A 13,446-nucleotide genomic window follows, 5' to 3' on the forward strand; every position below is an offset into this window, starting at 1 on the left:
AATTTATTTTTATTGGTTATTCATGTTATTGCATGTATCTATTGGCATTATTTTTCATAATAATAAGCAAAAGGTATTACATTCATTTGATTGTACTACCTATTTACATTTGTTCCCAATAGCAAATGATCACCTTTATCGAATTGTTTATCATTTGTTTAAACAACATTTTATTGTAATGCTTTTACGCATGCAAATATACTAGGATTATTTTAATTTAAAATGATTTTAAATAAAAAATAGTAGCTTTGACAAGGTTCCTTCAAACTTTGTTGCCATTATTTTAAATCCATATCGGCAGCTACTTTTTCTAATTCAAAATACCAATCGGCTCCAAAACGTCTGATTAAAGCTTCTTTTACAAATTGATAAACAGGTATTCCGAGTTCGTTGCCAAGGGTACAAGCATCATCACAAATGTCCCAACGGTCGTAATTTACGGCAGCAAATTCGGTAAAATCTTTTACTCGAATGGGATACAAATGGCATGAAACGGGTTTTTTCCAAGACACAATCCCTTGATTATAAGCTTGTTCTATACCGCACAAAGCTGTTTTGCCATCAAAAATAACATACGCACAATCTTTGTTGTCTATCAATGGTGTTTCTAAATCGCCATCGGTTCCTTTTACCCAAGTCCCTTGATTTTCAATAGCTTCAATGCCTTCTTTTCTCAAAAAAGGTTTGATTTTTGGGTAAATTGCTTCTAATATCTCTGTTTCTTCGGCACTTAAAGGAGCTCCCGCATCGCCATCTACACAACAAGCCCCATGACAAGCAGAGAGGTTGCAAACAAATTTTTTTTCTAAAATATCTTCTGAAACTATCGTTTTTCCTAATTGAAACATTTTTACTATTTAATTTATATAATTTTATAGAATTTGAAATAATTTATGTATAGTAATTAAAAACTATATCTTTGGCCCTAACTTGATTTAAACTCCTCTTAAAAACCATTGTGCTACGCTATTTTAATAATCAAAATACATATTAAAAATATCGCTTCTAATTCCAAAAGTAAACCAAAGTGTTGTGTCTTTAAAAGCGGCACTATTATCTTGTAAGGGATTGAAATTTCGATACACCAAATGGCCAAACAATTTGATATTGGTAGCTGGGTTGATTAAATATCCCGCTTGCAATTGGGCTATAGCCAAGGTTGTTTTATTACCTTGACCAACTGTAACTCCTTCATTATAAGGCCTATTGGATTGATAACTCAAATAAATATTGCTACCATAATTGGTGTTTGAAGTATCAAAATCCAAACCACGTTTACCAATTGTTAGTTGGCCATTTGCAAACCACCTGCCCTGATGGTAGCGGGCTATGGCAACTAATTCCTCAAAATTACCGCCCCACTGATGCCCCATACTTAGGTTTGTATTTCCATAATTTGTGAGTGGATCCAAATGCGAATACACATAAGGACGCACATGATTGTACTCTAACTGAAGTGTTAAATTATTGATATTAAATGCGTTATAATATTTGGCTCCCAATTGATACCCCCATTTATTTTTCCAACTTTTTCGAGCTGCTTTGATTTCAGAAAACGAAAATTCATCTATTAAAAACTGAGAATAAAAATGAATGTTATTGTTGTATTTATATTTTGCAGTAAACCCTAAAAGGGCATTGCCCGCTTTAGACGACGAAGCAAACTCGACCGTTCGGTAAAAAACAATTGGATTTGCAAAATTAATATCAAAACCCCTTCCGTTTGTATTCGACCAAACAACTGATTCAAAAAACCCCAAGTTTAGTCGGTTGGAAACATTCCAAGATAAAAAATGATTTGCCATATATTTTGTGGAATATGCTTTGTCAATCAACGTTTCGTTGCGAACATCTTTGAGCCACATATAAGTATTTGTATATTTTATTTTCCAAAATTTAGTATTTATTTTAAAAAAAGGATACGGATTACTACCATCTCCCTCTAAAAGAGAGCGGTAACCATCGCCAATAAAATTTCGTCCGTAACCTAATTGAAAATCCATAAACTTACTAGGTACAAAATTCAAATGGGCATCGGCCGAAGGCATATCAAAACTATTTGTTCCGAATTCTTTTACAATACCAAGACCAGGAACCACGGCTGGATTGCCCCCTGCGGGTTTCAAACTTTGACTTAATTGATTGTAATAATCGGCAAATCGGGCTTGAGATTCATAGATGGTGGTTGTAAAATTCAGGTTGTGCCCCAACCCCCCTTGCAACTGTATGGCTCTAGTATTTTGATAGGTGTTTTGCGGTTTTTTTTCGATACTTTTACCTAATTGAACATCAAAAACGGGATTCAAAGTAAACCAATAATCTTGACCTTGTATTTGAACCATGTTTTCGTTCCAAAATTTACGACCAACCCATGACCTTGCTTTTTTTTCGATAGCTTTAAATGCTTTATCAAAATCAAAATAGGGTGCAACTTCGTGATACGAATAGGGCTTAGAAGCAGTATGGTTGTTCAGTCCAATTGCATTGATACTGGGTTCAAATTGAGCATAATAACTGTGCGAAAACGGGATGTTGAGATGGCTATTATACAAAGGTTTTTCAAATTTTTGTAAATATAGTTGATCTAATTCTGTAAGCTCGTTCAAAGGACGTTTGATTGCGTTGGGCGTTGAAGAAGTAGGTATGAAAGGTTCCAATGGAATTTTAATTCGAATTGTGAATTTTGAATAAGTAGGCATTCCGTTGAAAGTTGCGGGCTGAATAATGGGTAGTTTTTCAAAAACATGTTGGCATGAAGTAGCTAATGATTTTTGATCGGTGTCGGTATAAATTATGTTAAATTTTCCCATTTTATCAACCTCAAAAAGCACAATTATTTCGCCTTTGTAATTTTGAGGCAAATCGTTTGGTAATTTAAAATTTTGGAAAACAAAATTCTGAAGTTTTTGATAAAAACAGGACTCGTCTTGGCCAGATTGAATGTTGTTACAATCAGGAAAAAGAGGTGCTCTTTCGTTATGAGCAGGATTGATTTGCGAATTAACAAATAAAGAAGTCAATAAAAAATAAAAAAATAAAGCTTTTTGCATTATTATAAATTGAAATTGGAAAACAAAATGGAGCTTCAAAAGTAGTTAATTTATTTGAAATTGAGGGGGTAACTTTAGGTGTAATTTTAGTTGACTTAAAAATTAAAATTTTATTGTAAATAACAAAAAAAATCCCAAAACAATTCGATTTTGGGATTTTAAATTTGAAAAATTTATCTGATATTGTTATTTTGAATCAAATCGATATACAAATTGATTTTGTCTTTCAATTCTTTTCGAGGGGTTATAAAATCCAAGAAACCGTGTTCGAGTACAAACTCGGCCGTTTGAAACCCTTCTGGCAAATCTTTTCCTGTGGTGTCTCTTACCACTCTTGGTCCAGCAAAACCAATCAAGGCACCAGGTTCCGAGATGTTGATGTCGCCCAGCATGGCATAAGATGCCGTGGTTCCACCCGTTGTTGGGTCGGTACATAAAGAAATATAAGGTATTTTAGCATCGGCAAGTTGTGCTAATTTGGCCGAAGTTTTGGCCAATTGCATCAACGAGTATGCGGCCTCCATCATTCTGGCACCTCCCGATTTTGAAATCATCAAAAAAGGAATGTTATTTTTGATTGAAAAATCAATACCTCTCGATATTTTTTCGCCCACCACTGCACCAACGGAACCACCTATAAAAGCAAAATCCATGCAACAAATTACCAAATCTTTACCTTTTGATTTTCCAACAGCCGTACGAACAGCGTCTTTTAGGTTGGTTTTACTCATTACTTCTTTTAATCGGTCTGCATATTTTTTGGTATCTTCAAAATGCAAAGGGTCTTTAGAAGTGATGTTTTTGTCCAATTCGACAAAAGTATTATTGTCAAACAATATTTCAAAATACTCGGCACTTCCTATTCGTACATGAAAATCGTCCTCTGGACTTACCCACAAATTGCGAGCCAACTCATCGGCATCAATAATTTTTCCGGTAGGAGATTTATACCAAAGTCCTTTTGGAACGTCCTTTTTTTCTTCGGTAGGTGTTGTAATACCTTTTTCTTTTCTTTTAAACCAACTCATATTTTTCAGATTTCAATGCAACAATTGATTTTAAAAAATATTAAAACCCATTGTTGATTTATTTATTTTACAATGTATTTACATTATTCAAATCAGCAAAAGCCTGCTCCAATCGAGCATTGAAAGTTACTTCGCTTTCACGTACCCATTTTCTTGGGTCATAATATTTTTTGTTTGGAGCATCAGCACCTTCAGGGTTTCCAATTTGTGTTTTCAAATAATCAATATTTTTGATCATATAGTCTCTAATCCCTTCTGTATAAGCAAATTGCAAATCGGTATCGATATTCATTTTGACTACACCATACCCAATGGCCTCTCTTATTTCTTCTAAAGTAGAACCAGAACCACCATGAAATACAAAATCTACAGGATTTGACCCCGTTTGGCATTTGTTTTGCACATATTCTTGAGAATTTTTAAGAATTTTTGGTGTTAATTTAACATTTCCAGGTTTGTAAACTCCGTGTACGTTGCCAAATGAAGCTGCAATTGTAAATCGTGGACTTACTTTTGAAAGTTCTTCATAAGCATAAAATACTTCTTCTGGTTGTGTATAAAGTTTTGAGCTGTCCACATCAGAATTGTCCACACCATCTTCTTCTCCACCTGTAATACCTAATTCAATTTCTAAAGTCATGCCCATTTTGCTCATTCTTTCCAAATAATTTTTGCAAATTTCGATATTTTCTTCGATAGGCTCTTCAGACAAATCAATCATGTGCGACGAAAAAAGAGGTTTACCCGTTTGAGCAAAATGAGCTTCGGAAGCGTCTAATAATCCGTCAATCCAAGGTAATAATTTTTTTGCACAATGATCAGTATGCAAAATTACGGTTGCACCATAAGCTTCTGCTAGGGCATGAATGTGTTTTGCACCTGCAATTCCGCCAGCAATTGCTGCTTTTTCGTTTGCGTTGGACAATCCTTTTCCTGCATTAAATTGAGCACCTCCGTTAGAAAATTGAATAATTACGGGAGCATTTAATTTTGCTGCCGTTTCTAAAACACCGTTTATGGTGCTAGACCCTGTTACGTTTACTGCGGGTAATGCAAATCCTTTTTCTTTTGCATAAGCAAAAATTGCTTGAACTTCGTCGCCAGTTGCAACTCCAGGTTTAATGTTGTGTGCCATTTTTATCTAGTTTAGTTTTAATTGAGCTACAAAAATAATAAATTAATTTTTAGAATGGATAATTTATACCAATATTTAGAATCGTCTTTGATAAATTATAGCCTGTGAACCATCTTTTGTCAGATTCGTTTGCTGGATTATACGTTTTATACCCAAAATCGAGCCTAACAACAAAGTAAGTCAAATCGTATCTGATACCAAATCCAGAGCCAACGGCTAAGTCTTTTAATGATTTGAATCCATAAAAATAAGTATCGTCTTTATAATCCGTGTTGTACAAATTCCAAATATTGCCCACATCTACAAACAATGCTCCATTCCATTTGTCATAAATATTAAATCGAAGTTCCGAGTTCAAGCTCATTTTCATATTGGCAACATTAAAATCATAAAAGGAATTGGCTTTTCCAGCGCCTAATGAATAAGGAAGCCACCCCCTATTATCGTTAGACCCCCCTCCAAAATAGCTTCTTGAAAACGGAATGGATTTTGAATTGCCATAAGGCATTCCTAAACCAAAAAAAGTACGAATGGCCAATACTTTTTGCCCTCGTAAATCCCAGTTTTTTATATACTCTAATTCCCCTTTTAAATATTGGGTATAGGCCACACCAAAAATGGTTCTACTGCCATTTTCGTCTATTGGTTGCAAGTTTTTATTGGACAATAATGACAATAAATTACCCGCCGACTCTATTTTTGTTCTAATTGTATAATAATTATTATCGGCATTGTCTAGTCTGGACGATTTTAAATAAGAAAAACTAGAAGATAATATCAAATCATTTTGAATAATTCTTTCCCTTCTTTCAAAAATACTCAACAATATCTTATAATCTGTTTCATTTTGAACAATATAATCTATTAAATTGGTTTCTAAATAGGCTTTTGGCAATCCATTTTCTAAAATAAGATTGCCCGAACTATCAAAATAAGATGGATCTGTTTGGTATTTTCTAGCCAAATCGTTCATTACTCCATACGAAGATCGGTAAACATTGAAGTAATTATTGGTATTCAAATTATTGATATACTGAATGTTAAACAATTCAAATCGGGCTGATACATTTTTTTTGGGTGTCCAATTATAGGCATAACTGCCACTAAAACTTTCTTTATCGAGTCCAATATTATTTTGCTTGGTAAAACCAACGCTCAAAACAGTAGAAGGCAACATACTTTTAGGTATTATCTTGTCTGTTTTGAAAGGAAATAAGATTCTTGGAAATTTAAGTTTAAAATCGATACCATATTCCGACACATTAAAAAAACGTTCATTGGGATTGGCTAAATTTTTGGAAGAGCCAATATTGCCACGCAAAGCAATTTGTAACAACTCCGAGCCTTTAAATAAATTTCGAACTACCAATGATTGTGTGGCAGTGATTCCAAAATCTTGAATATTTGAATGTGTAAAATTTTCGGTGGTTTTAAACCCGTATTTGTCCTTTTGTGTTAAGAAAATATTGGCCGTTAATGAATTTGGAATAGTATCGTTTTGACTTTCAACATATTGAATACTAGGACTTTTGAACGACCCTAAACTGTTTAAATATCGGGTAGTAAGTGTGGTATTGTCGTCTGAAAAGAGTTTGTTTCTGGACAAAAAGATGGCACTTGTAATGGACTTTCTAGTAAATTTTAGTTTGCCATGACTAAAAATAGTATAGCGTTTATACACCAAACTGTCCAATAAAGAATCTGATTTTTTTGCAGAGGCAGCATCTGTAAATACGTTTATTTTATTTATTTTAAACAACTTAAAAGGTACCGTTTTTGAGGAATCGTTTACACGAATACTTCTGTCATTTATAATCAAGTTTACATTTACTTTTTTGTTATTATCCACAGTATCAATAACATACACAATATAATTTTGTTGAAAATGAAATGCTCCGTTGTTTCTAAACAAATTGGTAATGCGACTGCGTTCGGCATCTAAATCGGCTAAATTGTATTGCTGTTTTTTCAAAAAAGAATTGGCCATATTACTTCGATACAACGAATCTAAAACAGGTGTTTTGATTGTTGTTTTGATCGTATCAATAACGTAAGGAGTACCTTTGTTTATTATATAACTGATTTTGGCTTTATTACCTTCGAGAGTATCCAATTTGAAAGTAGATTTTACTCTAAAATACCCTTGACTGTCATAATAAGCATTGATTCTTTTTAAGGTTCTATTGGTTCGCAATACATCCAACACAACAGGTGCCTCGCCATTTTTTTTTAAAAAACGATGAATACCCAAATTCCAAAACGAATTGCCCAAACCTTCTTGGCCTTTTTTTGCCAAACGAGCCTGAATTCTGGCCCATTTTTTAGGTTTCTTTTTCAATTTTTCCAAATAAATGGAGTCAGGATTTTGTCTTGCCAAATTGTATATTTGCAATCGCAAAGGAAATCCTAATATGGCCGAATTGGGTTTTTGATAAGCTAAATTTTCAAGTGCCTCACTTTTATCTGGCTGCCCATCAACTATAAATTCGTTTTTAATTAACCATAATTTTCCTTCAGGAACTCTTTTTGTTGCATTACAACTCCATAAAAAGAGGCCTATTAAAATAAAAAATGATATTTTTGTAGCGGTATTTCTCAAAATTTTTAAAATTTAAACAAAAGTACATCTTTTATATGATTAGCAAAAACCAAATGAAACTAATTGTTAGTTTGCATCAAAAAAAATTCAGGCAACTTCATCAAATGTTTATTGTTGAAGGCGAAAAGTCCATCATCGAATTTTTAAATTCCCATTTCAATGCGGTGCATCTTTTTGTTACCGAACCCCTGTTTGAAACACAATCAATCATTAAACCCACAATGATTTCTGATGCTGATTTAAAAAAAATAAGTACTTTAGCAACTCCAAATAATTGCTTGGCAGTTTTTCAAATACCTAATAATCAAACTATTAACACAAATGGTTTGCTTGTAGCTTTAGACGATATTAGAGATCCTGGAAATCTTGGCACCATTATTAGATTGTGTGATTGGTTTGGAATTGAAACACTTATTTGTTCTACAAATACAGTTGAAGTATATAATCCAAAAGTGGTACAAGCAACGATGGGTTCTTTAACAAGAGTTAGCGTTCAATATACTGATTTAGAAGTATTTATACAACAATATAAAGCGCCTGTTTTTGGCACTTTTATGGAGGGAGCCTCTATATATCAAATGGATTTACCACATTCGGGGTTGATAATTATGGGCAACGAAGCCAATGGAATTTCAACATCGATAGCAAAATGGGTTACTCAAAAAATGAGTATTCCAAGATTTGGACAACTTCAAAAAACAGAAAGCTTGAATGTGGCTACAGCTTCTGCAATTGTTTTGAGCGAGTTCAAACGCAAAACTATACATTGATATATTATATTATACGTTTTTTTAATTTAATATACTTACATATTTCAATACACTATAAAAATAATCAAAAAACCATATCCTTGTCTAAAATTTTAAATATTGACAAGAATATGGAATTGTACTATAGGGCTTAACCCATTATTATCAAGACAAATTATTTAGTTATTTATTATAAATATGCTACAATAATTCTTTAATTAAATCAATATTATCTGGTAATCTTCCAACATTTTGCAATTTTATACTTGCTAATTTTTGAGCAATCGTAATAGATTCCAATAATGGTTTTTGTTGCAAATGTGCATACAAAAATCCTGTCCAAAAAGCATCGCCTGCTCCAGTAGTATCTTTTATATTTTCTAAAAGTTTTGCCTCTTGAAAAAACATTCCGTGCTTTTTGTCAGACAATTTTACGCCATCTTTACCTTTGGTTAAACAAACTGTATCGGCACCTAATTGATGGAAAAAATCAAAAATATAATCTTCCGTTTTGGTTTCGCCAAACAGTCTAAAACAATCATCATCACTCACTTTTACCAAAGGGTTTGTAGATAAATAATCCTTCAAAACTTGATGAGCTTCGTATCTATTAGGCCAAATTTTTTCAGAATAATTAATATCGATGCTCAATTGTAGCCCCATCGATTTGGCTTTGTGTGCCCTGTTCAAAATAGTTGTTCGAGCTGGATCTTTGCTTAAAGCAAAGCAAGTGGTATGGTATAATTTGGCTTGGGCCAATAATTCATCGGGAATTTGATCTTCTAAAATTTCTCTATCGGCTTCTCTGTATGCAATAAATTCTGGCGTATCTTTTGATCTGGACACAAAAATAACTGAGGTTGGCATGGTTTGCGATTTTCGGATATGGGCAATATTTACACCATTGGCTTGCAATTTTTCGCCAATATATACACCCAATCCATCACTACCACAAGTGGCCACTAGTGCTACGTTGAGTCCTAATCGAGAGCCATTTACGGCTACATTTGTAGGAGAACCACCCAAAAAACGGTGGTAATCTTTTGTGTTGGAAATACTGTTAATTTCATGACCAATAAAATCGATCAATACTTCGCCAACACAAATAATATCAATTGTTTTCATGTTTGTTTTATTTTGTTTGTAACCTAAATCATGATTTCAATCCTTTTGAAACAACAATAAAGGCAGATTCGATTATATTAAAAATGTAAATTGATGGTGGATACTTTGGTGCAACAATACGGTAGCCGCTGCACTCCAAGCACAATAGGGCACTCCGTTTGGAGCGGTTGTTTCTGTATTAAAATTTTCGTAAAAACTATAATCTTCTTTAGCATTGGCAAGATGGATAGCCTGCAACAAGCTATTGGCTTGATCAAATTGACCTTTAGCAAGCAAAGCCAAGCCATAAAATCCATTGACCATACACCAACTTCCAGCATTATGAAATTCGTTTGGAAAATTTCTAAATTCATATTTACAATTATTTTTCAGCAAATGCCAATCTAAATCTTCGGGGACTATTGGAGGCCAAAAAGCGGGTAGTAATTGCATTTTGGTTTGGCTCAATATGTGATTGGCATGTCCTAAAATTTGATTTTGAAAAATATCGTTGCCTAAATTCAGCATTAATGCTAACGAATGTGCAAAAGCATCAAACTGGGTTTTGTAGCCCGCTGGAGAAAAAGAACAAGGCATATAATTTTTTATATTGGCCTCTTCAAAAGCCCTTTCATGGTATTTTTCACCTGTTTCATTTGGGGTAAAATTGATTTTGATTTGAGTTTCAATATCAATAATTTTTTGAGAAATAGACTCGTTTTTTGCAAAATGTTGATAACTTTTCAAAGCCCAAATCCGCAACAGTTGGTCGTATAATACATAACCATCGGTAATGTATTCGTCGGCCCAATTGCCCGATAAAGGAACATAAATCAAATGTTTGTTGTTAAACTCCCAAGCATTTAAAAGGTCTAAACATTTTAAAATATGGGTTTCATATTGTAATACAAATTCGGGATTTTGTTGGTGGTAAGCATATTGGCAAACCCCTATTACAAACCAAGTTACGGCATCTACACGTCCGGCCAATCCGCCATAACTGACTTCCACTGTTGTTCCATTGGTCATCACGTTTGAAGGAATAGTGCCCCTCTCGTGTTGGTTTTGAGCTAAGGTTTCGAGTGTTTTTCTAAACGTTGCTATCAAGTCGGTGTTGTTTGATGCGAGTGCTGCCAATCCGCAAATAACGCCATCTCTGGCCCAAACCCGTTTGTAGTTGGAAATGTTTTGAGCACTGGCCAAAAACCCTTCGGTTGATGAAACTTGTTGTAATAATGCTATGGCTTTTTGATAATTAAAATCAGATTCCATTTTTATGTTATATATTTATATTTGAGGTTAAATTTCGGTTGCAATTATTTTTTTGGTTTTGATAAATAAGGTACAAACGGCACTTATCAACAATAATACTCCCGCAAAACTTACAGCTAAACGAGCGTCATTATTTAGAAAATGCTTCATGATGTATCCAAAAGTTAGATTTTGAATGATCATGGGTATAACAATCATCATATTGATGATGCCCATATACACCCCATAACGTTCTTTTGGAATGTCTGCCACTACCATCAAATAAGGGATTCCCATCATGCTGGCCCATCCAATTCCAAAACCTGTAATAGCAAAAAACAACAAATGTTTGTTTTCGATATGTGGAAAAACTAAAAAACCAATGGCAGCAAGCAACAAACAAATGGCATGAACTGTTTTTGGCCCATACTTTTTGGCATAGCCTACCAACAAAAAGGCTACTAAAAATGTAACAATATTATACCATCCGTTTACTAAACCCGTCCAACTTACGGCCTCTTCATATACTTTAGCATTGCTATCTGGAGTAACATTCCAAACTGATAAAGCGATGCTTTTGGAAGAATTTTGCCAATAACAAAACAAAGCATACCATTGAAACATATAGACTAAAGCCAACTGCCACATCACTTTTGGCATTTCGCCAATGGCGGCAAATATTTCAATTAAAGGTTCCAACATACCACCTTTTTTGGATTTCATGTGTAGTAATTCTTCCGCTGTTGGTGGGATTTCTGGCGTTGTTTTCATACTCCACCAAATAGACCCAATAGAACATATAGCACCAAGAAAAAAGGAAGCATAAATCCAAGTAGGCAACGAGCCTGTTTTTCCAATAAAAAGCAAAGGGAAAATAAATAATGATAAATTAGCTAAAGTTTGTCCATATCCTGTAAAAAAACTCTGCATTAAAAAACCAGTTGGCTGTTGTTCCGCATCTAATTTGTCGGCTACAAAAGCCCTGTAAGGTTCCATAGCGGTATTGTTACCTGCATCTAAAATCCATAATAAACCTGCTGCCATCCACAACGAACTGCTAAAAGGAAAAAGCAACAATGCAATACTACAAAGCAAAGCTCCGACAAAGAAATAAGGTTTTCTGCGGCCCCATCTTGGGCTCCAAGTATTATCGCTCATGGCACCAATCAAGGGTTGCACTAACAAGCCCGTTATTGGACCCGCTAAATTGAGCATGGGTATTGCATCTGGACTGGCTCCTAATAAATCATATATTGGATTTACGGCACTTTGTTGCAATCCAAAACTGTATTGTATGCCAAAAAATCCGACATTCATATTCCAGATTTGCCAAAAATTAAGTTTAAGTTTTTTGCTCATTTGTTTGGTTTTTTTTGAGTTTGAAACAATAAAATTAATGTATTATTATGAAATATGAAATTTTCAAGGGATAAAAATCGTTTTCGTTGTATCCGAAAACGATTTCGATTGCGTTGGCGTTTATACAAAAACCGCTTCTATGTTCCTATATTGCCATAAAAAAAGCTCCTCTTATTGAGAAGCTTTTATATATTGAGATGATCATGTTACATTTCAAATTTAGTAAATACAGCTGTAATTATCTTGTAAATCAACAAAATTATTTAGCAAAAGGGATAAGTATATGCGTTTGCCATTCTATTTCCTGACCACCATTGAAAGGATTGTTCATAAAATGTTCGATGGGTTTCAAATCTAACTTGATGTTGTTTTTCTTGGCATAATCCAAAATAGCAAACCACCCTCTATCTGAAGTACGGTAATTGCCATAGTAAGTCGCTTTTAGTCCTTTTATAGAAGGTATTTTTTTAAATTTTACAGCTTTGTTTTCAATATATGGCGAGTTTTTATCTATTGGAAAACAGTAATTAAAAGAGAGCGTTTCTTTATCCAAATCCCATTTTTCAATTTCTAGATAGGGTTTTCCAATAATTTTTATATTATTTTGATGCAAATAGCCTGTGATAATAGCATCATTGCCAATCATGGTTTGAGCCTTTTCTTGCAAAACACTTTCTAAATGAATATAGGCTACAAAAACCTCTTCCGACTTGCCTTCGTAATCAAATTTTACTTTAAAATTTTTCAAATGCTCTTCCAAACCTTGTTTTAACTCTTTTATTTTAGTTACTTGTTCCACTTTGAAAGGAGTGCCTAAAAAAGGGGCTGTCAATTTGTTGTAAAAAGAATGCTCCTTATCAGAAATTCCAACCGAAATAGCTGTTAAAGTATCGTTTAATGAGGTCAATTCCCAGGTATATTCAAGCGTTTTGCCATTGTATGTCATTTCTTGCTTAATAAAATCAAAATTATTTCGCTCTTTTATAACATATACTTCGCCTTGTTTCTTTTGTCGGGTAGCAGTCCATTCTAATATGCCTTGAAATACAGTTCCTGTGGCTGCTTTTTCTTTAAATGTAATCACATAATCTGATTTTTTGAACCCAAAATACCAAATGATAAACAATGTAAACAATAAAAATACCGATAAAATGATTTGTTTTTTTGACAT

10 protein-coding genes are annotated in these 13,446 nt (G+C 33.7%); 1 reads left to right on the top strand and 9 read right to left on the bottom strand.

Features of this window, described 5'->3' with window-relative positions; translation table 11 throughout:
- Positions 1-278 precede the first annotated feature (278 nt).
- From B0A58_RS11075 to tamL, 5 genes are all read right to left on the bottom strand, one after another.
- Positions 279-848: a DUF3109 family protein gene (locus B0A58_RS11075; protein ID WP_089081110.1), complete on the bottom strand. Its 570-nt coding sequence runs from the start codon at positions 846-848 to the stop codon at positions 279-281.
- Positions 849-971: 123 nt separating this feature from the next.
- On the bottom strand, positions 972-3,050 hold the full coding sequence (locus B0A58_RS11080) for a gliding motility protein RemB (protein WP_089081111.1): 2,079 nt from the start codon (positions 3,048-3,050) through the stop codon (positions 972-974).
- 173 nt (positions 3,051-3,223) lie between these two features.
- The gene (accD, locus tag B0A58_RS11085; RefSeq protein ID WP_014083146.1) at positions 3,224-4,078 is read right to left on the bottom strand and encodes an acetyl-CoA carboxylase, carboxyltransferase subunit beta; all 855 of its coding nucleotides are present in this window, start codon (positions 4,076-4,078) and stop codon (positions 3,224-3,226) included.
- 67 nt (positions 4,079-4,145) lie between these two features.
- Positions 4,146-5,213 (bottom strand): class II fructose-bisphosphate aldolase, encoded by a 1,068-nt coding sequence (fbaA, locus tag B0A58_RS11090; RefSeq protein ID WP_089081112.1) that lies wholly within the window; start codon positions 5,211-5,213, stop codon positions 4,146-4,148.
- Positions 5,214-5,262: 49 nt separating this feature from the next.
- Positions 5,263-7,812, bottom strand: a complete 2,550-nt coding sequence (gene tamL, locus B0A58_RS11095; RefSeq protein ID WP_089081113.1) for a translocation and assembly module lipoprotein TamL — start codon at positions 7,810-7,812, stop codon at positions 5,263-5,265.
- A 35-nt stretch (positions 7,813-7,847) separates the two neighbouring features.
- Here tamL and B0A58_RS11100 point away from each other — a divergent pair, with 35 nt between their 5' ends.
- The gene (locus B0A58_RS11100) at positions 7,848-8,582 is read left to right on the top strand and encodes a TrmH family RNA methyltransferase (protein WP_089081114.1); all 735 of its coding nucleotides are present in this window, start codon (positions 7,848-7,850) and stop codon (positions 8,580-8,582) included.
- A gap of 180 nt (positions 8,583-8,762) precedes the next feature.
- Here the strand turns inward: B0A58_RS11100 and B0A58_RS11105 are convergent, their stop codons facing one another.
- The 4 genes from B0A58_RS11105 to B0A58_RS11120 all read right to left on the bottom strand — a co-directional run bounded on the left by B0A58_RS11105 (position 8,763) and on the right by B0A58_RS11120 (position 13,446).
- Positions 8,763-9,686, bottom strand: coding sequence for a carbohydrate kinase family protein (locus B0A58_RS11105; protein WP_089081115.1), 924 nt, complete (start codon positions 9,684-9,686; stop codon positions 8,763-8,765).
- Positions 9,687-9,758: 72 nt separating this feature from the next.
- Positions 9,759-10,937 carry a glucosidase family protein gene (locus B0A58_RS11110; RefSeq protein WP_089081116.1) on the bottom strand — a complete coding sequence of 393 codons (1,179 nt, stop codon included), beginning with the start codon at positions 10,935-10,937 and terminating at the stop codon, positions 9,759-9,761.
- Positions 10,938-10,964: 27 nt separating this feature from the next.
- Complete coding sequence (locus tag B0A58_RS11115; protein WP_089081117.1) at positions 10,965-12,275, bottom strand: MFS transporter; 1,311 nt, start codon at positions 12,273-12,275, stop codon at positions 10,965-10,967.
- 259 nt (positions 12,276-12,534) lie between these two features.
- Positions 12,535-13,446: a hypothetical protein gene (locus B0A58_RS11120; protein ID WP_089081118.1), complete on the bottom strand. Its 912-nt coding sequence runs from the start codon at positions 13,444-13,446 to the stop codon at positions 12,535-12,537.

It is taken from the genome of Flavobacterium branchiophilum NBRC 15030 = ATCC 35035 (assembly GCF_002217205.1).
In the GTDB taxonomy this organism is placed as follows: Bacteria; Bacteroidota; Bacteroidia; order Flavobacteriales; family Flavobacteriaceae; genus Flavobacterium; species Flavobacterium branchiophilum.